Here is an 18,856-nt window from a genome sequence, read left to right on the forward strand (position 1 = left end):
GCGACCGATTGGTCTCTTTTGTAAGATTTACCGCCAATCTCGACATTCTCAGATTTTGATTTGTACCTTTCTTGTGTGTACTTGACAGGAATAGCAGTTCTTGAGATTTTTAAGTTTGTATTGGCAAATTCCTCATATTTTTTGTTATTAAAGGAATGCGAAAGTGTACCAGTTTTTTCAGACAGCACAAAACTACTGCCCATATATTTGCTGGTGATTTCATCAACTTTATATTCAGGACTATTGATTTGTTCATAGCCACAATTTGCGTATGCTGTGGTTGCAATGCAGGCTGTTAATGCCGTCAAAATCAACTTTTTCATGTTTACTCCTAATCTTAGTGATTGTGTAACATAAAATAACCGAAAATTACGCAAAAATCAATGTTAGCGGCTGTGTTTTTTGATGTTCTTATCAAGATTTTGTTTAAAGCGTTCGACAACCAAGTGTTTGCCCTGCTCATACGCTGGACGGACAAACGGTATCGCTGGCATGTATTTTGTGCCGTACTCGATAAAATACCAATAATACGGTGAGCCAAAAGTTTTGCCAGTACCTTGGGCAATAAAAATCCCCAAAGCCGCCTGATGTTCGTTTTGGCTGTTTTTGTTAAGCCGTTTTTTGCGGACGCTTGACTTGAGCAACCCGGGCTGTTGAATGATATATTTGCCCGTGCCAGTCGTGGCACGCTTGGACTTGCCAGCTCTGGGTTTGCCGTTTTTGGTTTTGACCCATGTTTTTTCGCCTTGAGCGTGCGACATATAACGCCGATAAGCAGCGGCAGCCTTTGGGGCTCTGTCTTTCATGTCTTTTTGCATCGGATTACTGCTGTAATTTAATGCTGCATACAGAGCCTTGCCGGTGGTCTGATTGTCGAGCTTGGCTAATTGCTTATCAAGCTCATCTAAGCCTTCAACTTTTACGCTAAACTTCATGCACTCACCGCCTTAAGCATCAGCGTCAAATACTCCAGTCCGCTACCATCATCAGCCAGCGGTTCACCGACGATGTCATACATTTTGCCTGTGTGTTCCACTCGCATTTGATGCGTGATGTCGGTGCGGTGGCGGATTTTGAGCCGTGCGGTTACGCTAGTACCTGCCGCCTGTCCGCTGATAACATCTTTGACTGATAAGGGGCTAAACTGCCCCCAAATCGTCAAAATATGCTCCCATTTTACCGCCTTGACCGCTCCAGTGGCTGACCGCCCTGCGGTGGGCTTATAAATCTTAATGCGGTGGCGTAGTGTTGCTGCTTTCATCACTCCCCCTTAGCCCACTGTTGGCGTGCGGTAGGGGCTAAGTAGCTGACGCACGGCAGCAGGCAGATAGTTGCGATGCTCGCTACCTGTTTCGCTGTTGCGGTTATTATCCAGATAGCCAACCATCAGCAATGTGGCGACTTTTAGGGTAGGTAACATCTCATCGGTGATAGTGTCGGTAACATACGCCATCACCGCCTGCTCTGCTGCCACAAGTAACATGGATAGCACAGTATCATTGGCATCATCGTCATATCGCAGGTGATGCTTGACTTCATCAAGTGTCGCCAGTGTCATCATCGCCCCCTTTGTTGCTTGTGCTGTTGCCAAACGGATTATCGCTACTGTCTCGGCGTGCCAGTGCTTCTAAGCTATAATTTTGCTGCTGCATCAGCGGACTATCACCGCCAGCGACTGGGGCAAGTCCTAGGCTTGCTCGTGCTTCGTTGGGGCTGATGATGCCTGATAGTGTGCCTTCTTTGAGATACGCCATTTGGCTGGTGCTGTCCATGCGGATTAATGGGCTTAAATCCGCTTCGCATTCCACGCCTTTTTCTAGCTCAAGGTGCGTATCTAGCAGATTTTCCATTGCTTCGATATAGTGCTGCAAGCAGTCTGAATAGTAGATTTCGTTCAAGTCGCTGATTTTTTGCCCACTTTTAAAGTCAGTCATACCGACTTTAAACGCTGGCACATGGAACACCGAACAGACAATATCGGTGGTCATCTTTAGCTGCTCTATCGCTTGAGCATCGCTTGATGAGATACTGATACTTTCATACTTTGTACCATCGCCAATGACCGCAATGCCACCACGATTGAGACCGCTGTACTGGGCTTGCCAGCGTGCTTTGATTTCGTCCGCCTTGCTCTGATTGATGCTTGTTGGTACAGACAGGATACCGCTTGGGCGTGAGCCATTTTTAAATAGTGCGGTGTTCATCTGCTGAATTGCTGTACCGACGCCAGCAGCGGCAGCACAGGCACTGATGGGCGATAATCCAACAAGCGGGTGATAAAAGCAGTTAAATCTGTCGTGAATGATTTCGCTGGCTGGCACGGTCATATCGTCAATGCCGAACAGCTTATCACGGCTAATATGATAAAACACTTCGCCACTATCAGTAACCAGCACACGCACACGGTCAGGGTTTAGTACATGCAGCTGCCAAATCTCACCGAAAATATCACGCTGCTTATACACATAAGTATTACCACGCAACAGCTTACTACTAATCCACTGCTCGGCGAACTGTTGCCATGTCTGATGACGATTTGGCACGCTTAAGATGGCTTGACTGCGTGATTTGGTGGGTAATAATACGCCGTCTTTGCGTGATTTTAGCTCAATTTTGAGCTTGCCAATGTCTGAGCTAATCAGACTCACACAAGCAAACACGGCATGAAAATTGACCACATCAGTGCGATTTAGCGTCTCGCCCTTTTGCCACGCCCCAGCGTGCGGCTCGTGTACCATCGGATACCAGCCATCAGATGGGACTGTTTGCAGCGATTTTTTGCGAAAAAAATCAAAAAATCCCATAAATTTTCCCATTATTCGCTGAGTAAGTCGTTTTGCGGTTCTTTATGCTTTGTCCGCTGTCGCTTCGGTGCTTCATTGTACGGCTCGGCGATGCCCAGCCTGATTAGCACACGAGCATGATGGTCTGGCACTTCGCCAATATCACCCGTGTTGCCAAGCGGTGCAGGTTTTAGATACTTAATTTTCATAATATCTCCAATGAAAAACCCCCAAACGCTCAGATTTGGGGGCTTTTGGCGGCTTAGTACTTGATATAGCCCACGGCATTGGCTAGGCGTTTTTTCCAGCGGATAAAACGCTCGGCACGAATGGCGGTCAAGTTATTTTGGAACAGGTTCACCAGTTTTGGTGACTCTTCTGTGCCTAGGTTGATTGTCGCTTCAGTAGATACAGAGAAGTCCACGCCGCCATCGTCGGCAAGCAGGATTTGGCTTGGGATAATCAGTACAATCTTATCCGCTAATTGACCACTTGTTACCACTGGCAAGCCTTTTAGTGAGCGGTTGCCTGTTAAGTTCATGCCCTCAAAGTAAGTATTGCCAAGGGCATCACGCAAGCCAGACAATTGCATCGCTCGAGTCTCACTCATCGCCCAATATGCCCCTTCTAGCGTAAAGCCTGCATCGACCACTTTGGCAATTAGGGTTTGTAAATCGGCATCGTATTTATCGACCGTGGTACCTGTTGATGTTACTGCGTCCACGCCGTTTAGAATAGATGCTGGTGATTCGGTGCTTTCTGCCTTTGTAGGGTCAAAAAACTGCTGGTCCAGAAATTCAACGGTGGTGTTGACCAAGTCATCACGCACTAGGGCATCAGCTTTGGGATTGCTAAAGCGGATAAGCTCATCAGACAGTAGCACAATGCCAGCGATTTTTGAATGACCCAGTGTGATATTATCAAACTGTGGATTGCCAACAGGTTTCATCTTACCTTCACCGACCCAGCCCACAGAGCCTGCTGCCGTTTGCATAGGGATTTTGACATTGAACGGCACATGACGCATGCCAGCCGCCAATTTGTCAATCACCGTCTTTTTGCGGACTAATTCGATAAATTCGCCAGTCAAATTGTTATAATCGGTCAATGCAGCAGCAAAATTGGTGTCTGTTGTCGTGCCGATAACCGCTTTTTGGGCGGCAGCTTTGACGACAGTATCAGGTACGCCCCAAGACTCTAGCACTTCTCTGGTGGTTGTACCGCCTTTTGACTTGGTGGCGATGGCGGACGCTTTGACCAACAAGGCAAAGCCCACGCCTTTTTCCATATTTGGCTCGACTTTTAGGGTAGGTTGGCTTACTGTGCCAGTCGCTGACTGTTCCGCTGCTTGTGGGGTGTCGCCTGCGATGACGGTGGCGGATTTTTCTGCCATTTCGCCTGCTTTGATGAGATTAACTAAGCGATTGGCATTTTTCTCAAGTTTGGCGATGTCGTCTTCTAGTGCTTTGATTTGCACTTCTTCATCATCATTGGGCGTGCGGTTTTCGCTCGCTGCTTTGGTCATCAGATTGCCCATATCATTGTGCTTTTGGGCGATGGTGGCGTTGATTTTTGCCAGTTGTTCTTGATAGTTCATACAAGTATTACTCCGTGAGTGTTGATAAGTGCCACGCTGCCTGTGGCAGGGTTGGCGGTTTGGGGTTTGGTTGGTTCGGTTTTTGGTGGTTCGGCTTGCTCCGCTTTGGGTGCGATTGGGGCAAAGGCATCTTTAATCTGCTTAACGCTGGTGATGATGGCATCAGGATTGGCAGGCACGGTAACGACAGATAACTCGTACCATTCCCACTCTTTGATGTGTAGCCCCCATGAGTTTTCTAGATAGTTAAACTCTTTGACTTTAAAGCCGACTGATAAGCACTTGACCAGTCCAGATTTGACCGCTTGCCATGCTTCATCGATACGCTCTTTTAGCTTGCCATTTTCGTCGATTTTGGCGATTTTGGCGGTGATTTCGATGCCTTTGTCGGTGATTTTGGCGGCGGTAACTTCGCCAATCGGCTGATTGTGATTGTGTTGCCACAATAGCGGAATCGGTAGTGAGAACTTGACGCCATCAGGCTCCAAAATATCATCATCTCTATCAGTATTTGGCGTGCTGGCAATGCCAGTGATGATGCGTTCATCGTCGGTGTCGGTTACTGATTTGATGGTTAGGGTTGAATATGCTTTGGTCATTTTGATAATCCAAAATAAAACCCTGCAACTTAGCAGGGTTTGGGTAGTTAATACTAAAAATAAACCCCCACATCGTCGGCATCTCGTGGCGGTTCTGGGTTTTCGCTCATCAGTGCCACGGCGTTTAGCATCGCAATCACAGGGTCAATCTTACCTGTGCCGCTCTCGGCTTTTGATAGCATTGTGCCAGAGCCTTTGACCAGCACTCGAGCATTGCCCACGCACCAAGTCATGATTGGTTGGCTTGCATGGAACAAATCACCACTGGCGATTTTGCGTTCGCAAGTTTTTTGATGCCCAGATATTTTAAAGCCTTGGCTGACGCCAACAATCTTATCCTGTGGTATGCCTGCGTGTAATAAGTCATCGATGATACCGCCAATGCCTAAGGGGTCAAGTCCGATGCGGTCAAGTTTACCGCTATCAAGTAGCTTTCTTGCAATATCGGCAAATTCCGCCGTATCATCACCGACTTTATCGACGATAATCAAGTCGCCATCGGCAGCAAAATCTCGGTATTTTGGCTCGTCCTGCTTTCGCCGCTCAAGTGCTACAGGGTGGCACCACGCACGATTCCACACCAGCCACGGCTTGGCATCGTGTGAGCTGTGGGCATCGGCTTTTCGCCCCAGTACGCAGCAGCCAAGCAAGTCATCTAGACCGCCGCCATCACCGCCCATGGTGATGACTTCTGATTGTTCAATCAGTTCATCAAGCGTGAATGTCTTTGCTGCACTCTCCCAAAACTCCGCCGCTGCCCATCGGTTCGCTCGTAGCGAAATACCGATTTCGACATTTAGGTGTTTTGCCATAAAGTCTTGCAAAACTGCCTTTTCGGGGGCGACTTTAGCCTTGTTATACTCCGAAATTAAGTATTTTTCGCTGACCGATGCACCCAAATTTGGGTTGGTAATGTGCCAGTTTTTTGGCTCATGGTGCGTGCCATCTTCGAGCATGTTTTTGGGAAATTCGTACAAAACTGGCAAAAATTCATTGTCGATAACTTCGCCATCTCGCACGCTTCGGGCATAGTCCAGCTTTTCTTTCATGACGCCTGCGGGCATCTCGTTACTCATCGTGGTTAGATAAATAACAAAGCCTTCTGGGCGTGATGCTAGACCGCCTTTGGCTTCTCGCAGCATCGAATCCGCCCCCTGCCGCTTGCCAAATACCCACAGCTCATCAACCAGCACATAAGTGGCTTTTAGACCTGCCACCGTGTCATTTTCGGCGGCAATCACTTTTAGCGTCGCCTTTGTGCCTAGGTGGGTGATGGTCTTAGTATGCTCTGAGATATTGAACATTGCTTTGAGTTCGCTGTCTGCTCGTATCATGTCTTTGAGCGGATTAAATGAGTTATTGGCAACTTCTTTTGTTGGGGCGATAATCGCCATCTCGCATGAGTGGCGGTCATTGAGAATTAAAGCGGTGAGCATGATGCCCGCTGCCAGCGTTGATTTGCTGTTTTTTTTCGAGATAAGCAAAAAAAATTCTTTAATCAATCGTTCTTTTGTCGCTGGGTCATACGCCCCAAAGATAGCAGCGACGAACTCATAGACCCAGTTTTTGCTGACTTCGCCGATTTTTGGACTGCCCAGCACATCAACCAAGCGTAATTCTTTAAAAATTCGCAGGGCGATTTGGGCTGGTATATCAAACAATGGCTTACACGGTATCATCGATTCGCCATTTTTGATTTTATCTTCCCAGTCGGTGAGTGCGGTTGTCCAAGTCGGTTCAATCATTGCTCTGTTTCGTCTTCATAAATCGGCACATCATAGCCCAAAAAGCCTTCTTGATAGCCCACAATCTTGCGTTTTGGTGGTGCGTGGCGGTCGGCACACTCACCAGCTAGAGCAAAGTAAGCCGTGCCATCGACATAGTTATCAGCTTTATAATCGCCCTGCTGGCTTCTGACGATTTTTAAGATAGTCATGAAGTGCCAGCCTTGTTCTTCGGTGAGCTGATGCCCTGTTGCAGCATTAAACGCCGCCACAACTGACGCCATCGAGCGTTCACGAGTCTGTTTATCGTCATAAGCCTTGCCACGCTCTTTCATCGTTTCAATTGCAGTCTGGCAAATCTCATCAGCACTAATCATTTGAATGCTCCATTTTGGTTATCTTGGTAAATGTGGCGATATTCAGCGATAAATGCGTCATAGTCCACCACGGTTTGCCCGTCTTCGCCGTCAATCTGTATGCGTATTTTGTTGTCGGCGTTGGCGTGCTGGCTGATGACTTCAGCCGTCTGCCCCTTGTCGTTCATGTATTTCATCAGCTCACCACATCACTAAAAAAATCGGCTTGGTGCTGCAATGATGAATACTTACCGCCAGTGGTTGCCGATACTGCCGCAGATTCAGCGGTTTCTTTTTTGCCCACGGCTGCGATTTTGGCTTCTTCATACGGCAAGGCAGCGATGGCGGCTTTTAGTCGTTCGCTCATCTTGTAGCGTGGGTTTGAATACACTTCATTGAGAAATAATAACGCCCTGTGCTTACTGACAACTGCATCGGTTTGGTCTGGGCGTAATGGGTCATTTTGTTGTTGCTTGCTCTGATAGGTGTGATCTTGCATGAGTCTGTAGGCTTTGAGTTCAGCGATGCGGTTTTGTACCCCTGCATGCTTTGCCATGCGGTAGGCTTGCTTAGATGCACTGCTGGCTTTGTAGCCCACTTGCTTGATGGCGTCCAGCTCATCGACGCCAGCCGCCACCAGTTGAGCAAACTTCTCTTGATTTGGTGTTAGGCTCATATCGTTTCTTTTGTTAAGTTATGTAAACGCTGTAACAATTATCATCTTAGACATTTTGGACATTTTTTTTTCAAATCAGAATTTTTTTTGTAAACGATTTTGGGGGCGGTGTCCAGCGGTTCAGGTGAAAAATCGATGAACTCCCCCCGCCATCGACTCGGCTTGGGTCTTGATGGCATGGCAATCGTGGCAAAGCGTCTGAAGATTGCTCATGTCGTCGCTGCCGCCTTGGGCGATGTTGATAATGTGATCGACTTCTAGGCGTCCGCCAGCTCGCTGACAATGCTGGCAAGTGTAAGCATCACGCAGCAAAACCTTAGCACGCAAAGCACGCCATGGACGACCACCACGACCATTGCCCCAAGATTTCTTTGGGGTGTGGGTTTGGGTGGGTTTTAGGCGTGGTTTTAGCGTCGTTAATTTCATGATGTGAGAGTATAAAAAAAAGCCCTGAGTGTGAACACTCAAGGCGATGTATCAAGGATAAAGTTACAATACTACTATTATGAGAATAATATAGTCAAAACTGTGCCAACTGTCAAGCACAATTTGAATTTGCTTTGTAGTAGTCGGCTAACTGTGAACCAATCAGCATATCGACGGTGTCGCTCACTGTGCGGACTTCGTCAATGATGGACTTGATAAGCGTATGATAGCTGTGGCGATACCACGAGCGGCGACTGATACCAGTGCATAGACAGCGGTCATTGGTTGACCATGCGTAACCATCACTAGCCACTGGATAAGTAAGCTCTAACAAGGCGGCATTAACCAGCTTGTCCAGGTGCTGGCGGTTAATGCGTGGGTGGTCAATCAAGCACTTATCGTAATAATGATGGTAGAGAATATGGAAATAATCACGGCGTGCGGTGCAGTCGGCGTTATACAAGTAATGATAACAAGCGGATTCAAAGCGGCTGATATGCTCAAAACTTTCAGCCAGTGAGCGGACGAATTGATAGTGCATAGGCATTCCATTAATAAAACAGTATTATAAATCTGATGTAGGCAAATGGTCAAATTTGCTTTAGCCTACATCATGCCTACATCAAGCTCAAACCCTTACTATATCTAGCTTACAATATACCTTGATGTAATGATGCAGGTATAAATATAAGATTTGTAATAGAAAAAAAATTAATGAATAGAATAAAAAATTTTCTATAGTAAGTGCTGGGCTGTAAATTATGTGCATCAAAAAACCCCAAAGCCTTGCTATCATTGGCTTTGGGGTCTGTTTTAGTGCCTACATCATGACTACATCAACCCTGCATCATGACTGATTAGAGTGCATCAAAACGGCATATTGCTCATTGCTGGTGGGTTATTTTGGCTGGGGTGATTGACTATCTGGCTGATAGATGGTTCTAAATGTAGTGATGCTCTGTGCTTAACATACGCATCAAAAAACTTATAGTAGCACTCAGAGTAGTAAACTTCAAGCGTTTTGTTTGTCGGTTCTTCACCCACGACAAAAAATGTTGCTTGTTTTCTCTCGTTTTTATTTCTGAGTTTGTAGTTGGTTCTTTTCTTGGTGATATTGGGGTATTGCTGTAAGTAGCCTGAAAATTTGTTCTTACTCGTGGCTCGCTCGTTGCCAGCAATACACCACTGCTCATACAACTTAAATAGCTCATCAGACGGACAAGTTTCAAACGGCACTGGCAAATAGCCATGTATCCACTCTTTAACAAAACGCTCCCAATTAGCCGATGAAATCTCAATCAATAGCTCTTTGTATTCGGTCATTAACGCATCGTCTTTGGCGTTTTGCTCGCCCAAATCTTTGGTGAGTAAATACTGCAAAAACGCACGCACTTTGGTCAGTGTTGGGTCTGCCAAGGCATCTGATACCGCTTGGCTGATGTGGCGTGGGCATTTGCTTTTTGGCGAAATAACAAACATTCGGCGATCGTCTGGCTCAATCGCCAACGGCATCATGTCGTTAGATAAGAACACGCAATTGGCGAAGTTGGCTTGCGTATAACCACTGATAAACTTGCGGTTGATGTAGATTTCTTCGCCAGTGATTAGATGCTTGACCATTTGCACATTTTGATAGCGGTCATTGCCAGCAAAAATCTCTTCAAAAGTTACATAAAGTGTGCCGTCTGCCCAGTCGTTATACTGATTATCAAGCTGGGATTGTCCCAGTGTTTTGCAGTATTCGCCATAGATTTTTCGCATTAAGCTGACAAAAAACAACGATTTGCCGGCTCCTTGTGTTTTGCCGTGAAAAATCAAACCAGTATTCATTTTTGAACCCAGTTTTTGTAGCGGTATCGCAAGCCAATTTAGCACCCAGTTGGCGTGTTCTTGATTGCCGTTGCATAGGTGCAATAACAAATCCAAAAACGGCTTGGATTCTGCTTTAGCCTGCTCATGACTGATGTCTAATGCACTCAATGGCAAACCTTTAAAACTGTTGGTGTATAGTTCGCCTGCTACTTGTGGGCGGTGATTGTCTGTGGGGTCAAACCAGATGTTGGCTGGGTTGATTTTTAGGCGTTCGGGGTCTTCGTTCCAATGCTTGAATAGTCGTGGATAGCCATATCGCATGCCTTCGATATTGAAGCGGATTTTTTTGGCATTGTCCCACACTTCTTTTGTGTTTTCGATGTAATAATAACGCTCTAGCAAGTCTTGTAAGCTCTCGCCGTGTCCGTCAGTCATTTTGCGTGCGATTTGCTCTTGATTGATGACTTGATAGCTGCTTTTTAACCATTCGTTGCATATTTTACCGCCGATAGCGTTGGCAAAGTCTTTTTTGCCGATGATTTGGTCGGTCTGCTCGTCATAGAATTTATTGCTAAGATTTTGACCCACCATGATTCTGTGATAGCGTTTTAGGGCATCTTGTAGCTTAAGATTGTCCGCAGGCAGTAGCATATTGGCTGGCTTGGTCGGTGTAGATAAAGCGGCGGTAATAGCTGGGGTGATTTGTTCACGCACCGCAGCCGCACCGTTTTGTACGAGTAAATCATTAAAATCAACATTTTGCATTTGTAATATCCTTACTTATTATAAATTTGGGAAAACTACCAAGCCATCGACGGCGGCAGCGGCTGCGGTGGCTTTATCGATGCCAACATTGCCGTGATTTGGCGTGTTATAAGCCGTCAATGCGTCATTATCAGCAATAAAAATCAGCTTAGCAGTCGGTAGAATGCGACGGATTGTCTGACCCACGCCCATCAAATTATTAGCATTAAACGCACAGACCGCCATGTATTGACCGCCAAAACTCTCATAGACAGCGGCACAAGTTGCCACGCCTTCGCCGATAAACACCACTTCTGACGCTTGACCGATGGCAAAAAAGCAGTCTTTTTGTTGTCCGCCTGCCAAAAATAACTTCTTGCCGTGTTCGTCAATCTTTTGCACATTGACCAGCTTGGTTTGTAGGGTCTGGGGGTCGGTGAAATACAGCGGTACAAGCAGTATATTGTCTTTGCACCGTAAATACTCGCCACGCACTTGTTTATTGATGAGATATGGGTGCGTGCCATCGCTTGGCGTGGCAGATTGCCAAAGCTGATTAGCGGTGGCGGCAGCGTGTTGGCGTTTTTGCTCGTCAATCGCTGCTTGCTTGCTCTCACGCTGAATTTGGGCATCTCGCCATTTTTGCTTGTCGCTTTCGCTGATTTGGGCGGTGGCGTCGATATTAAGAATGCCGGCAATCAGCGACATCAGCTCATAGTTTGATGTGCCTGTGTATCGCTCGACAAGACTAAAGCCGTCGCCTGCTCCGCATTGGTTACAAATCCATGAGCCAGTGCCGTTTTTGTCATCGCATCTGAAGCGGTCTTTACCGCCACACAGCGGACAGGGCTGGTGTTTCATGGGGTGAGTGGACATTAAGGAAATGCCCACGGCTGGGAATATTACATCAGTAAAGTTGCCATTTGCCTGCATTTTGATTCTTTCGAAGTCCAAATACGGGCGTTTGGGTTGTTTTTTAGCTGAAATTGTCATATAATTAACTCGCTACAGTTAGCTGAAATCTCGTTGGTCGCACCCAACGAGATTTTTTATTGCGTGTTGGATTGTTGGCGGACATATTGCCAGTTAATATCTGGTCGCAGCTCTTCGGCGGTAACTTGTCCGCCTGTGGCTTTTTCAATTGCCAGACATCTATCGGTTGGAATTTTGGCAGGGTTCCACTTGGCGACTGCCCACGGCGTTACGCCGATTTGTCGAGCCAGTGCGGACACGCTGCCCGCTAGGTCGATTGCTCTATTAAGTGCTGTCATATTGTCTCCATTTCGCTACTTTGGGTTGTATTATACTACTAAAAATAGTAATGACGCAAGCCTAAAAATGGTGTAATATAATATTTGCTACTACTATTAGTAGCTGTTAATGATAATATCTATCACATAGATAGTTTTTGGGGGTAACATGACTACTTCTCATCAAGAATTTGCCAAGCGTTTTACACAAGCGATTGATGCCAAAAAATTGGATTGGGTCGCTATCAGTGACAAAACAAAAATCAACTACGAAATGATACGCCGTTATGCCAATGGGCTTGCCAAGCCCAGAGAAGACAAAATGCAGCAGCTGGCGGAAGTTTTGGGCGTATCAACAGCGTGGCTAAGTTATGGTGAAGGTAAGAAGAGAATCACTTATCGTCCACGAGATGGGCAACCCATTAGCGAAGTCGAAGTAAGAGCGGTTGAGTTTTGGGAAGGTCATACACCGCTTGATGATGATGAGTTCGAAGTCCCCTATTATAAAGATGTTGAGCTGCTTGGTGGTGATGGTAGGCTGCCAGCTCCAGATGATGGGCGGCGACGGATTAAATACGGCATTACCGCCGCTTATGCCAGCGGTGCAAACCCTGATAGCGTGATTTGCCTGACGCTCAAAGGCGACAGCATGGAAGAGCTAATCCCTAGCGGCTCAATGATAGCGGTGGATCAGTCAAAAAAAGAAATTAGAGAAGGTCAAATTTACGCATTTAACCACGGCGAACTTTTGAGAGTGAAATATCTGCTAAAACGCCCCAATGGCGACTTAGTGTTACGCAGCCACAACCCAAAATATGAAGATGAAATCGTAACAGGCGAAGAGCTAAATACGATTGAAATTATCGGCTGGGTGTGGAATTGGTCAGTGTTGAAGCGGTGGTAATGATAGATGTTTAAATTTTTGACAAAAATTAAAGCAGAATTTATCAAAACCTTTATCCGTGGTGATAAAATCAATAGCGATAGCGGCTATCTGACAGGGCAAGATTATGACCCATCGAGATTAGCGATGTTTATTAGCCATGTAAAATACTGTCTAGAGAAAAATAAACATGTATTGACCAGCACAGCAGATATTTTTACTGTGCTGGCGGCGATTATTGCTATTGTTACATTTTTTATTAATTAGAGCTGTTTAAAGGGATTAACAATAATTACACTGTCTCTACCCACAATCGCTGTATAGTGTGACAAATCAGCGACATCAATCTTATCACCCCTTGCCCCTTTGAGAAATTGCTTATCCACAGCTCTTTGTACACATTCATCAATGGTAACAATATCTGTTTTTTTGGGTTTGTACCAAATTCTAGCCAGCAAAAAACCCATCACATAGACGAATAAAGAGTACGCAACAAAAAAGAAAACATTAATTACAACATTCATAATACACCCAATAACGCCCCAAGGGCGTTTTTGATTACCTAAAAATACTACTTTAAATAGTTAAAAATCAATAGTTTAGCAACTTTTTCTACTTTTGATAGTATTAATACTTGCGTTATACTACTTATAGTAGTATTATACATACATCAAAACGAAAATGCAAAGGGGTAAACCATGCAACTTGTTCAAAATATCATTTTTTCTTTGATTGTGTCGCTGTTGTTCGTGTTACTTATCAATGCTTGGATAGACGACAGCGAGCAGGATATGCTACGCATCGCCCATCAGTACAGCAGCGTGCAGGTGGTTGATGAACATTAAACAGTATATTCATCATATGAGCAAACTCAAGCCATACAATGCGATGAGCAGGCACTGCTTAAATGGTGCGGTGCATAGCCTAAAGCGGTATGAAGAACATGGAGGCGAGTTGGCGTTAGTGTTTGCACTGGGTAATTTGCGAGTTATCCGCCGCCAAATCCGCATCGGTAGCGTGCGTATGACGCCCACAGAAGTGAACTTGATTTGTAGAGCCATTCAACATTGTGAGAATGAATATTATGACCGATTTAGCAAATAAACCAAGCCAGTCAGCAGTGAATAATCATGCCAAAGTGCTGATTGATCAGCTTTTGTGGCGTATGAGTTCGCTGGATAGATTTAGCGATGACGAAACTGTTATCTGTGGCGGTGAGCTGATGCCGCTTGATGTCGTTAAATATATCGACGAAGGCGAACAGGTATGGTATGGCATCGTCCAAAAAATCGTCAGAGACGAACCCACTGGTACAGTGTTTGCTATGGCGATGTGCCGTAATGCTTGCGGCATGATACGAGCCGAATACGATATGGATTGGGCGGCAATCATGCCGATGCGAACCATCGATGAGCTAGAAGCTGTAACCGCTCGCCAGTATCTGATGCACATATACACTGGGGGCAAGGCATGAGAACGATACTTATCGCAGGAGCGGTAAAAGTCGAGTGTCGCACGGTGGCACGGCGAATAGCCAGTCATTTCAACAGCCACGGCATTGCTTCAGCATGTGTCGATTTGGCGGATAAAGACGCCGATAAGCAGCTTGATATTATCAGCGAAAACGCACCGATGTATCAGCTGCGGATTGTCTGTAATGACAGTCATCTTGACCGTGCAGCGATGATTGAGCGTGGCAAACGCCCCAAGCCACGATTTAGCAATATTGATTTGGCGATTATTGTCGATACCGATCAGCTAAACTTCTTAAATCGAGCGGTGAATGATAAAGCGTATAAGACCAGCCAAATCGCCCTACTTGACGGCTATCGACGGCTAAAACGCTCAGATGTCAATGCCAGCTTTATCCGCACGGTAAACACAGGCGACGGCAATATTGGTGATTTGGGTGATTATGGGGTATTGACCGCCAGCGGTAAGGCGGTGAAATTTGTCAATGAATTGTTAAAAGGAGATTTGTTGTGAGTAATAACAGTCCGCCAGTGCAAAAGCTGATTTCAACGCTGATTGCACAGAACAAAATCAAAACCCAATTTATATATCTCATTGCCGCAATGGCGAAAGCAAATCCAATAATACCGATTGGCGAAGCATTGAGATTGGCTGGCATTGACAGGCAGTTAGATATGATAGTAGAGCAAATCGATGAGCTTGGCAGATTGATAGAAGAGATTAAGTGTAATGAATGTGTTGATTGTAACTACCTGGAGATTAAACAATGAGCGTAAATAAAGCAATTTTGGTAGGTTTTTTGGGTGCTGACCCTGATATTAAGCAGTTTGCCGACGGCATCATTGCTAATGTGTCAATCGCAACTAATGAGCGTTGGACAGATAAACAAACGGGCGAAAAGCGAGAAAGCACTGAATGGCATCGTGTCGTATTTAGCGGACGCTTGGCGGAGATTGTGCGTGATTATCTGCGAAAAGGCTCACAAATCTATGTCGAAGGTAAAATCGTAACACGCAAGTGGACAGATAAAAACGACGGCATCGAGCGTTATAGCACAGATATTAGAGCCACGACGCTAAACATGCTAAGCAGTAGTAAAGATGATGGTAACACGCCACGCCAAGCACCACAGCAGACACCGCAAGCGGTGCAACAAATGGCACAATCGGCGTATCAACAACCGCCACAGTTCGGAGCGACTGGGCAGGTGAATAATCAGTTTAATCAACAATTCGCCCAGCAGCAGCCACAATTTGCCCAGCCACAGTATCAAGGGCAACAAGGCTATCCGCAACCATCGCCACAGACAGCAATGCAACGCCCTGTTGGACAAGTTAATGATAGCGATATTCCGTTTTAAGTTTTCATAAGCGAAAAAATGACACGCCCAGCTGACGGTGGCGGTCATTGCCCAACATGTGGGGGCTATAACATCAGCAATGATTGACAGATTAGACCATTTGACTGGGCAATCATCGGCTGGCTCACGATACGAGCTTTTTTAATATCAATTTAGCAGGTGAAAACATGACCGAATCCACATTTATGAATACCAAGCGGCAAAGCTGGCTGGTCAGTCATTTCAAAAGATTTAAAAGCGTGCAAGACTGCACCGAGATTTTTAATTTATTTTTTGGCGATAAAAAAAGTTTTAGAACGATTGAAAAGCACTGCAAAAAATTGGGCTTAATCGTCGATGACTGGCAAGCCGAGCCACAAAACGAACCAGCAGAGCCACCCAAAAAAGTTGAAATCCGATTAACACCCACTGAGAAAAAAGTCAAAGCGGTACTAGAGAGCAACCGCACCGGCTTAAATATCGGACAAATCGCCGTGATGTCTGAAGTCCACGCTGATTATGTCCCTGCGATACTTGATAAATTGCGTGCCGTGCGTTTTGGTATGCTTTACTACCCACAGCCAAAGGTGAAATCATGACCGTCATTACCCTAAACCCAATCAGTCCCACCGCCAAACTCATCAATGAAATCAATACTTGGCGGCGTGATGCCAAAAAATACAAGCAAACAGCACTGTATGACTTATTAAGCGATACCGTCAGCCATATCAAAAAGCACAGCAAAGAAGATAAAGATGCAAGCCAAGGCTTTACACGCTCAAATGCCGATGCAGCGTTTAGCAATTATATCCGCAAGCGTGCCAACTACTGCTGTGAGCGTTGCGGTAAGCGATATGAGCCGAACTCACAAGGCTTACAGTGCAGTCATCATTTTAGCCGTCGTTATTACAATATCAGATTTGATGCTGATAATGCCCTTGCCTTGTGCTACAACTGTCATGTGTTTTGGTTTCAAAAAGACATTCCAGAAGCTGGGCGGTGGCTTGAGAATAAACTTGGCAAAGAGCGTATCGACAGATTAATTGAGCTTAAAAATGCCAGCGATGCAACCAAGCGATACCCACAAAGCGAGCTGGATAGAATTGCCGAAAAATACAAACAAATGGCGGAAAACTTATGATTAAAGAGTTGATTTGGTCATCGACAGATGGCAGGGTTTTTGTGGCAAGCAGCGTGAATGCCAAATTTGTGGTGCGTCCTGAATACAACAAACACCGCTTATTTTTCATTGAAGACGGCAAACGCCCTATTTTGCAAGACTTTGAAAGCCAGCTAGCAGCACAAGAACACGCCTTTAGAATACATTGTGAGTTAGTTGCTGAGCTGTTTTATGGCGGAAAAATCCCATGATAAGCACACGATTTTATTATTACTATATTGTCAATCAAGCCGAATTGTTAGAATTTTTAAAAAACAATTGGATACTTGAATGGCAAACCATCGACAGCGAAGGTAATCGAGTATGAACCCAAAACGCAAACGAGCCATCATTAAGAAAAATAAACGCATCGCCCAAGCCAAAATTGGTCAAATGCAGTATGAACGCAAATTGCAAAAGCAAAACGGCACGGAATTTTGTGGCTACTGGCAGTTTAATCTCAACGGCTACACCGCAGCCGAACTGTTTAGCAGATGTAAATATGTTGGCAATATCGATATGGCAAAAATCCCCATCAATCAAGAGCGACGATTTTTAATCTCAATGTATATCTATCTGCCAGCAGACACCGCCAAAGATAGAAAACCGCTTGATATATCTGACTTAGAAGTCAATTGCACGCTTGCTGATTTGGGCGATATTATCCATCACTATTGCAAGCAAGTGGGGGCGGAGCATAAAGGCGTGATTTGCGATACTTACCACAGCTATGCACGAGTGAGAACTTAATTTTAAGGAGTAATTTATGATTAAACAGATTAAACGCTGGTTTGAAACCGCAAAACCCAATCCCACCGATGCCGATCGGCTGGTGCAGATGGGTTGTCATTTTGAAGAAGTCTATGAGATGACCCAAGCTCTACAGCCTGACGATGGTATAGCTGAATTGATGGATATTGCCGAAGAGTTCAAAAGCATTGATACAGAAACTTCTGGCGATGCTGTTAAAGAATTTTTTAACAATGTAAATGAAGTTGAGCTACTTGATGCTCTGTGCGACCAAATCGTAACAGCGGTTGGCGTGGCTCATATGATGGGCTTTGATATTGAGTCCGCACTGGCTGAAGTCAATCGCTCGAACTGGTCAAAGTTTGAAAACGGTAAGCCAGTGTTTGACAACAACGGCAAGATTAAGAAAGGGGCGGATTATGAACCGCCGAAGTTGCAGAAATTGGTTGGGGTGATGGGTGATGAAGTTTGTTGATTATTATGACCAGTGGGTTAATACAATCAAAAAAGGTCAGATAACCAAAGCCACGCTAAACAAATATCGAATGAATGGGCGACACTTATTACAGAGTATAAGTCGCACGCTGGCAACCTGCAAAAAGTCGCTCACGGCAGTTATGAACACGGCTTTTTAGATGCGTTAAATTATATCCTTGATGAATTGGAAAATTTGCAATGAAAGACAGTACTATATTATATATAGCCGTGGTTTTGTTTGCTTTGGCGGTTATTATCGGTGAAGCACGAGCCAACACCGCTACCTACTACGCCGATAAATTCCATGGTTGCAAGACGGCAAGCGGTGAGCGATTTAACCAAAACGCCTTAACTTGTGCGAGCAATTCACACAAGTTTGGCACACGGCTCAAAGTAACCAACACCGCCAATGGCAAATCGGTCATCTGCCGTGTCAATGACCGTGGCGGATTTGGCAAATATGGCGTAAGTGTAGATTTGTCCAAAGCGGCATTTGCCAAAATTGCACCGCTTGGGCAGGGTAAAGTTGGGGTTACGATAAAGGTGGTGAGATGATACAAAGACGCATTAGAATTATTGAATTTTGTCATTTGTTAGGAAAACATCGCTCAACATTTGACAGATGGCGGAAAGCTGGTAAAATACCTAAAGCTGATGGGCATGACCCATATCCATATTGGTTAGAAAATAATGTTAAACAATTCATTGAACAAAACTAACGAACAAGCACGCTCAATTTGGGCGTGCTTTTTGTTTTTGAGTGCAATGTTGAGTACAGTTTACACTCAACTAACCAAAAATCCAATGA

32 protein-coding genes and 1 pseudogene are annotated in these 18,856 nt (G+C 45.3%); 15 read left to right on the forward strand and 18 right to left on the reverse strand.

The genetic code is table 11. The features are described 5' to 3' along the window. The 17 genes and pseudogenes from ACFBZI_RS00005 to ACFBZI_RS00085 all read right to left on the reverse strand — a co-directional run. Positions 1–323 (reverse strand): annotated as a pseudogene (locus tag ACFBZI_RS00005) (hypothetical protein); the annotation flags it as partial. Between the two features lie 63 nt (positions 324–386). Further along, entirely contained in the window at positions 387–935 is a 549-nt protein-coding gene (locus tag ACFBZI_RS00010; RefSeq protein WP_375714430.1) for an HK97-gp10 family putative phage morphogenesis protein, read from the reverse strand. After that, positions 932–1,261: a phage head closure protein gene (locus ACFBZI_RS00015; RefSeq protein WP_375714431.1), complete on the reverse strand. Its 330-nt coding sequence runs from the start codon at positions 1,259–1,261 to the stop codon at positions 932–934. The genes ACFBZI_RS00010 and ACFBZI_RS00015 overlap by 4 nt, the downstream gene beginning before the upstream one ends. 9 nt (positions 1,262–1,270) lie before the next feature. Then, positions 1,271–1,558, reverse strand: a complete 288-nt coding sequence (locus ACFBZI_RS00020) for a head-tail connector protein (RefSeq protein WP_375714432.1) — start codon at positions 1,556–1,558, stop codon at positions 1,271–1,273. Beyond that, positions 1,539–2,804, reverse strand: a complete 1,266-nt coding sequence (locus ACFBZI_RS00025) for a phage portal protein (RefSeq protein ID WP_375714433.1) — start codon at positions 2,802–2,804, stop codon at positions 1,539–1,541. The genes ACFBZI_RS00020 and ACFBZI_RS00025 overlap by 20 nt, the downstream gene beginning before the upstream one ends. Before the next feature lie 11 nt (positions 2,805–2,815). Continuing rightward, positions 2,816–2,992 carry a hypothetical protein gene (locus ACFBZI_RS00030; RefSeq protein WP_375714434.1) on the reverse strand — a complete coding sequence of 59 codons (177 nt, stop codon included), beginning with the start codon at positions 2,990–2,992 and terminating at the stop codon, positions 2,816–2,818. 53 nt (positions 2,993–3,045) lie between these two features. After that, positions 3,046–4,380, reverse strand: coding sequence for a phage major capsid protein (locus tag ACFBZI_RS00035; protein ID WP_375714435.1), 1,335 nt, complete (start codon positions 4,378–4,380; stop codon positions 3,046–3,048). Continuing rightward, positions 4,377–4,979: an HK97 family phage prohead protease gene (locus ACFBZI_RS00040; protein ID WP_375714436.1), complete on the reverse strand. Its 603-nt coding sequence runs from the start codon at positions 4,977–4,979 to the stop codon at positions 4,377–4,379. Before ACFBZI_RS00040 ends, ACFBZI_RS00035 begins: the two co-directional genes overlap by 4 nt. Positions 4,980–5,032: 53 nt before the next feature. Further along, positions 5,033–6,724 carry a terminase large subunit gene (locus ACFBZI_RS00045; RefSeq protein WP_375714437.1) on the reverse strand — a complete coding sequence of 564 codons (1,692 nt, stop codon included), beginning with the start codon at positions 6,722–6,724 and terminating at the stop codon, positions 5,033–5,035. Continuing rightward, on the reverse strand, positions 6,721–7,080 hold the full coding sequence (locus ACFBZI_RS00050; protein ID WP_375714438.1) for a DUF6378 domain-containing protein: 360 nt from the start codon (positions 7,078–7,080) through the stop codon (positions 6,721–6,723). Before ACFBZI_RS00050 ends, ACFBZI_RS00045 begins: the two co-directional genes overlap by 4 nt. After that, positions 7,077–7,256, reverse strand: a complete 180-nt coding sequence (locus tag ACFBZI_RS00055; protein ID WP_375714439.1) for a hypothetical protein — start codon at positions 7,254–7,256, stop codon at positions 7,077–7,079. Before ACFBZI_RS00055 ends, ACFBZI_RS00050 begins: the two co-directional genes overlap by 4 nt. Further along, positions 7,256–7,735 carry a terminase small subunit gene (locus ACFBZI_RS00060; protein ID WP_375714440.1) on the reverse strand — a complete coding sequence of 160 codons (480 nt, stop codon included), beginning with the start codon at positions 7,733–7,735 and terminating at the stop codon, positions 7,256–7,258. The genes ACFBZI_RS00055 and ACFBZI_RS00060 overlap by 1 nt, the downstream gene beginning before the upstream one ends. A gap of 120 nt (positions 7,736–7,855) precedes the next feature. After that, positions 7,856–8,161, reverse strand: a complete 306-nt coding sequence (locus tag ACFBZI_RS00065) for an HNH endonuclease (RefSeq protein WP_375714441.1) — start codon at positions 8,159–8,161, stop codon at positions 7,856–7,858. A gap of 112 nt (positions 8,162–8,273) precedes the next feature. Beyond that, positions 8,274–8,702 (reverse strand): hypothetical protein, encoded by a 429-nt coding sequence (locus ACFBZI_RS00070; protein WP_375714442.1) that lies wholly within the window; start codon positions 8,700–8,702, stop codon positions 8,274–8,276. A gap of 326 nt (positions 8,703–9,028) precedes the next feature. Continuing rightward, positions 9,029–10,738, reverse strand: a complete 1,710-nt coding sequence (locus ACFBZI_RS00075) for a DUF5906 domain-containing protein (RefSeq protein WP_375714443.1) — start codon at positions 10,736–10,738, stop codon at positions 9,029–9,031. Positions 10,739–10,756: 18 nt separating this feature from the next. Next, positions 10,757–11,710: a primase-helicase zinc-binding domain-containing protein gene (locus ACFBZI_RS00080; protein ID WP_375714444.1), complete on the reverse strand. Its 954-nt coding sequence runs from the start codon at positions 11,708–11,710 to the stop codon at positions 10,757–10,759. Positions 11,711–11,766: 56 nt separating this feature from the next. Next, positions 11,767–11,988, reverse strand: coding sequence for a transcriptional regulator (locus ACFBZI_RS00085; RefSeq protein ID WP_375714445.1), 222 nt, complete (start codon positions 11,986–11,988; stop codon positions 11,767–11,769). Positions 11,989–12,136: 148 nt separating this feature from the next. Here ACFBZI_RS00085 and ACFBZI_RS00090 point away from each other — a divergent pair, with 148 nt between their 5' ends. After that, a complete protein-coding gene (locus tag ACFBZI_RS00090; RefSeq protein WP_375714446.1) occupies positions 12,137–12,871 on the forward strand; it encodes an XRE family transcriptional regulator in 735 nt (244 codons plus the stop codon). Positions 12,872–12,889: 18 nt separating this feature from the next. Further along, positions 12,890–13,117: a hypothetical protein gene (locus ACFBZI_RS00095; protein ID WP_375714447.1), complete on the forward strand. Its 228-nt coding sequence runs from the start codon at positions 12,890–12,892 to the stop codon at positions 13,115–13,117. Here the strand turns inward: ACFBZI_RS00095 and ACFBZI_RS00100 are convergent. Next, positions 13,114–13,374 carry a hypothetical protein gene (locus ACFBZI_RS00100; RefSeq protein WP_375714448.1) on the reverse strand — a complete coding sequence of 87 codons (261 nt, stop codon included), beginning with the start codon at positions 13,372–13,374 and terminating at the stop codon, positions 13,114–13,116. The two genes, ACFBZI_RS00095 and ACFBZI_RS00100, sit on opposite strands and share 4 nt — an antisense overlap. Positions 13,375–13,548: 174 nt before the next feature. On the opposite strand from ACFBZI_RS00100, the gene ACFBZI_RS00105 reads away from it, so the two are divergent. The 13 genes from ACFBZI_RS00105 to ACFBZI_RS00165 all read left to right on the forward strand — a co-directional run bounded on the left by ACFBZI_RS00105 (position 13,549) and on the right by ACFBZI_RS00165 (position 18,767). After that, positions 13,549–13,695, forward strand: coding sequence for a hypothetical protein (locus ACFBZI_RS00105; protein WP_375714449.1), 147 nt, complete (start codon positions 13,549–13,551; stop codon positions 13,693–13,695). Beyond that, entirely contained in the window at positions 13,685–13,954 is a 270-nt protein-coding gene (locus ACFBZI_RS00110; protein WP_375714450.1) for a hypothetical protein, read from the forward strand. The genes ACFBZI_RS00105 and ACFBZI_RS00110 overlap by 11 nt, the downstream gene beginning before the upstream one ends. Continuing rightward, positions 13,935–14,324: a hypothetical protein gene (locus tag ACFBZI_RS00115; protein WP_375714451.1), complete on the forward strand. Its 390-nt coding sequence runs from the start codon at positions 13,935–13,937 to the stop codon at positions 14,322–14,324. The genes ACFBZI_RS00110 and ACFBZI_RS00115 overlap by 20 nt, the downstream gene beginning before the upstream one ends. Then, a complete protein-coding gene (locus ACFBZI_RS00120; RefSeq protein ID WP_375714452.1) occupies positions 14,321–14,836 on the forward strand; it encodes a hypothetical protein in 516 nt (171 codons plus the stop codon). Before ACFBZI_RS00115 ends, ACFBZI_RS00120 begins: the two co-directional genes overlap by 4 nt. Then, positions 14,833–15,093, forward strand: coding sequence for a hypothetical protein (locus ACFBZI_RS00125; protein WP_375714453.1), 261 nt, complete (start codon positions 14,833–14,835; stop codon positions 15,091–15,093). Before ACFBZI_RS00120 ends, ACFBZI_RS00125 begins: the two co-directional genes overlap by 4 nt. Further along, on the forward strand, positions 15,090–15,683 hold the full coding sequence (locus ACFBZI_RS00130; RefSeq protein WP_375714454.1) for a single-stranded DNA-binding protein: 594 nt from the start codon (positions 15,090–15,092) through the stop codon (positions 15,681–15,683). Before ACFBZI_RS00125 ends, ACFBZI_RS00130 begins: the two co-directional genes overlap by 4 nt. Before the next feature lie 167 nt (positions 15,684–15,850). Further along, positions 15,851–16,261, forward strand: coding sequence for a hypothetical protein (locus tag ACFBZI_RS00135; protein ID WP_375714455.1), 411 nt, complete (start codon positions 15,851–15,853; stop codon positions 16,259–16,261). Continuing rightward, positions 16,258–16,803: a hypothetical protein gene (locus ACFBZI_RS00140; protein ID WP_375714456.1), complete on the forward strand. Its 546-nt coding sequence runs from the start codon at positions 16,258–16,260 to the stop codon at positions 16,801–16,803. Before ACFBZI_RS00135 ends, ACFBZI_RS00140 begins: the two co-directional genes overlap by 4 nt. Continuing rightward, positions 16,800–17,033: a hypothetical protein gene (locus ACFBZI_RS00145; RefSeq protein ID WP_375714457.1), complete on the forward strand. Its 234-nt coding sequence runs from the start codon at positions 16,800–16,802 to the stop codon at positions 17,031–17,033. The genes ACFBZI_RS00140 and ACFBZI_RS00145 overlap by 4 nt, the downstream gene beginning before the upstream one ends. Positions 17,034–17,145: 112 nt before the next feature. Then, positions 17,146–17,571 (forward strand): hypothetical protein, encoded by a 426-nt coding sequence (locus ACFBZI_RS00150; protein WP_375714458.1) that lies wholly within the window; start codon positions 17,146–17,148, stop codon positions 17,569–17,571. A 16-nt stretch (positions 17,572–17,587) separates the two neighbouring features. After that, a complete protein-coding gene (locus ACFBZI_RS00155) occupies positions 17,588–18,046 on the forward strand; it encodes a phosphoribosyl-ATP pyrophosphohydrolase (RefSeq protein WP_375714459.1) in 459 nt (152 codons plus the stop codon). A 200-nt stretch (positions 18,047–18,246) separates the two neighbouring features. Continuing rightward, on the forward strand, positions 18,247–18,603 hold the full coding sequence (locus ACFBZI_RS00160; RefSeq protein WP_375714460.1) for a septal ring lytic transglycosylase RlpA family protein: 357 nt from the start codon (positions 18,247–18,249) through the stop codon (positions 18,601–18,603). Then, positions 18,600–18,767 carry a helix-turn-helix transcriptional regulator gene (locus tag ACFBZI_RS00165; protein WP_375714461.1) on the forward strand — a complete coding sequence of 56 codons (168 nt, stop codon included), beginning with the start codon at positions 18,600–18,602 and terminating at the stop codon, positions 18,765–18,767. The genes ACFBZI_RS00160 and ACFBZI_RS00165 overlap by 4 nt, the downstream gene beginning before the upstream one ends. Positions 18,768–18,856 lie beyond the last annotated feature (89 nt).

It is taken from the genome of Moraxella marmotae (genome assembly GCF_042219885.1).
In the GTDB taxonomy this organism is placed as follows: domain Bacteria; phylum Pseudomonadota; class Gammaproteobacteria; order Pseudomonadales; family Moraxellaceae; genus Moraxella; species Moraxella marmotae.